The sequence below is a fragment of the Desulfovibrio sp. SGI.169 genome (assembly GCF_050313595.1).
GTDB lineage: Bacteria > Desulfobacterota > Desulfovibrionia > Desulfovibrionales > Desulfovibrionaceae > Desulfovibrio.
Map to the genome: position 1 here is coordinate 1 of NZ_JBNPLS010000067.1, position 2161 is coordinate 2161.

The 2161-nt window shown below is 48.7% G+C and carries 3 protein-coding genes; 1 reads left to right on the forward strand and 2 read right to left on the reverse strand.

What is annotated here, in order from left to right; genetic code table 11:
• The coding region (locus ACQRA4_RS13715) for a hypothetical protein (RefSeq protein WP_427823610.1) at window positions 1–258 on the reverse strand (258 nt) is incomplete at its 3' end.
• Here ACQRA4_RS13715 and ACQRA4_RS13720 point away from each other — a divergent pair.
• Complete coding sequence (locus ACQRA4_RS13720) at window positions 242–1324, forward strand: tyrosine-type recombinase/integrase (protein WP_427823611.1); 1083 nt, start codon at window positions 242–244, stop codon at window positions 1322–1324. The genes ACQRA4_RS13715 and ACQRA4_RS13720 overlap by 17 nt on opposite strands.
• A gap of 8 nt (window positions 1325–1332) precedes the next feature.
• On the opposite strand, the gene ACQRA4_RS13725 is transcribed toward ACQRA4_RS13720, so the two are convergent.
• Complete coding sequence (locus tag ACQRA4_RS13725) at window positions 1333–1494, reverse strand: helix-turn-helix domain-containing protein (RefSeq protein ID WP_427823612.1); 162 nt, start codon at window positions 1492–1494, stop codon at window positions 1333–1335.
• Between the last annotated feature and the right edge of the window lie 667 nt (window positions 1495–2161).

The window sequence follows — 2161 nt, forward strand, 5'->3', positions numbered from 1 at the left end:
ATGTATGACTAAATTCAAATGATTATCTTCAAAATTTTTATCCGGAAAATTCATTTTGGATAAGTTTTGGATAAGCATCTTGCAGAAATAGATTTCACTGGCTATCCTGCCTTCATGCAAAGCACAACTAGCCGAAAATACATAAAAACCAAGTTTGAGAGCGTTTTCTGCCGCGAGTCCGCCAAGCGTGATCCGCGCACAGGCAAGCCCGATCTCATCTATGCCTTCTGGTACGCTGACCATGAAGGCAAAGGCCACTGGAAAACCGTCGGCAGACACAGTAAAGGCAATACGTCCGTCCACAGCGAGAAAAGAGCGGGCAAAATTCCTTGCCGAGTTTGAGGCCACCGGCGTCAATCCCATTGAACGGGATAAAATCACCATCGGGGAGATCGTCGATGCCTATCTTGTCTGGGGCAGAAGCGAGGGAAAGTATGTTGACCAGCACTATAGCCAATACAGCGCCCATCTCAAGGCCAAAATTCACGCCCTGCCCGTTGTCGAGCTGACCCCGAATCTGCTCTCCAATCTCAAGGCGCAGCTCCTGAAAACGCCTACAGGGAATACAAAGCGCAAAAAGACCACTGGAAATTCCAACCCCGGAACAGGGAAGCGGAAAACTCTGGCCGGGCAGACCGTGAACAATATCTTCTCGTTCATGCGCTCCGCCATAAACCGTGCCATTGCCACCGGCGCATGGAGCGGCGTCAATCCCCTGTCCACCAGAGGCGGCACATGGAAAATGGTGACAGCCAACAATGAAAGACTGCGTTTCTTGACCAGAGAGGAAGCCAAAGCCCTTCTGGACGATCTCGAAGAGCGGCATCCACAGTTGCATGATATGGCCCTGCTTTCGTTGCGAACCGGCCTTCGGCCTACGGAAATTTTTAAACTTCGAGGGCAGGACGTGGATGCCAACGCCTGCGGCCTCTATATCATTCAGAAAGGGGGAAAACGTGTCTTCGTCCGTGTGCCCGAAGATATGATCCAGATGTTTCGGGCGTACAGGCGCAAGCCGGCGGAACCCATCTTCCAGCAGCCCCGCAAAAGGACGGCGTTTGACAAGACGCCCGCCTGTTTCCAGACAGCCGTCAGAAAGCTCAGCCGTGCACCAAAAGACGGCGACAGCCTGTACGCCGTCACCCTGCACACCATGAGGCATACCTTCGCCTCGTGGTTGGCGCAATCCGGCAAGGTCACGCTCATGGAGCTGCAAAAGCTCATGCGCCACAAGAATATTTCCATGACCATGAGATATGCTCATCTCTTCCCTGGGCAGGAAAACGAAAAGCTCTCGATTATAGGAGATATGCTGGCGAACTGAACAATTCATCATCTTGATTCCGAAGTTGGAATGCGCCCGGCTGCAATATACTCTTCCAGCACGGCGCGTTCATAGAAAACGCGCCTGCCGAAGCTCGTATATGCCGGGCCAATACCTTCCAGACGCCAGTAGGCAAGCGTTTTCTGGTGAATGCCGAACTCTTTCTCCACGTCTTTCGGGGCAAGCAGTTTTTTGTCGGATATTCTGAAGCATTTTGTGTTTTCTCATATCCTGCGAGTCGGACAGCTTCTGTAATAAGAGGAAGCAGCGCTTCCGGTGTGGAAAGAATAATGGTACGGCTTTCAAATTCCATAAAAATACCTGAAATTATTGCTCAATATAGGTTTAGTAATACTTTGCCGCCAACTCCAGCATGGAATTACAACCATTAGCCATGAGCATTTTTTCTCTATGGCGTCGGACACCACTTGTGGTCATATTCAGATAATGAGCAATCCTTGCGGTTGTGAATCCGTTAAGAGACAGATGAAAGACGGAAGTTCCCCGAGGTGTAAGTTTTATAGATGTCTTTTGGTAAGTCATCATCTCTCCTATACATCGCACGATTTCTATTGTTGTATGTACAGAAAATTTTTTGCGGACATGAAATAGATGCAGGAGTATGGGTTTATGCGACATACAGAGCCTATTGGCAATTTTTTTGGTGTTATTCCTTGCATCAAGAGATTGACTATTTTCTGTTCCTTCCGGGTAAGTTGTTCCAACATGATTCCTCCTCGCAAGGGCTGAACAAGTTCAAAAGGGATTGAGCTTTGTGTAGCATGGAGAAATCAGGCCCGGCAGTGGCCAATTTATATCCTTTTTAATTTTTGAAAA